Source organism: Rhodanobacter sp. DHG33, from assembly GCF_014843005.1.
Classification (GTDB): Bacteria; Pseudomonadota; Gammaproteobacteria; order Xanthomonadales; family Rhodanobacteraceae; genus Rhodanobacter_A.
Map to the genome: position 1 here is coordinate 1 of NZ_JACYXM010000026.1, position 890 is coordinate 890.

1 pseudogene is annotated in these 890 nt (G+C 66.7%); it reads left to right on the plus strand.

The window, feature by feature from the left end:
- Window positions 1-890: pseudogene (locus IHE46_RS16815) on the plus strand (RHS repeat protein); the annotation flags it as partial.

Consider the following 890-nt stretch of genomic DNA (forward strand, 5'->3'; position numbering starts at 1 on the left):
GCCTACGTGACCAGCGCGGAGCGCGGCGTTGCCGCCGGCCATTGGCGACGCACCACCACCCAAGGGAGTTCGACCGACACCACGTACTTCGACGCAGACCTGCGTCCGGTGCTCGATGACATCTCCAACGGCAGCACGGATATCAGTACGGCCACGGGCTACGACTGGCGCGGCCTGACCACGCTGGCGACCTATCCGGCCGCCGGCAGCCCGGCGCTTTCGGCCATCACCACCGGCACCCACAGCACCTACGACGCGCTGGGCCGCCTGACGCAAACCCAGCAAGACTCCGAGCTGAGCACGCCGCCCACCACCACGATCGCTTACCTGTCCGGTGCACAGGAACAAGTGACCGATCCGAAGAGCAACGTCACGACCACCACCTACCAGGTGTTCGACGAACCGGATTACAAGACCCCGCTGCAGGTGCAGGCGCCGACCGGCATCACCCAGGCGATCAGCCGCGACGTCTACGGCAATCCGCTGTCCATCACCCAATCGGGCGCTTACGGCACCGGCACGCTCAGCTTTACCAAGTCGCTGTATTACGACAGCTACCACCGCCTGTGCCGCACCGTCGAGCCGGAAACCGGCAGCACGGTGATGGCCTACGACGGGGCCAACAACCTGGCCTGGACGGCGGAAGGCCAGAGCATCAGCGGCACCGCCTGCAGCCAGAGTTCGGTGGCCACGGCCGCGCAGACCGCACGCACCTACGACCCGATGAACCGCGTGCTGACGCTCGTGCCGCCCAGCGGCACGCAGAGCACCACCTACACCTACGACTCGATGGGCCGTGTGCATACCGCGGTCTCCGGTGTCGCCACCCAGGGCTTCGCCTACAACAGCCTGGGCTTGCTCACGGGCGAGAGCCTGCAGGTGAGCGGTTT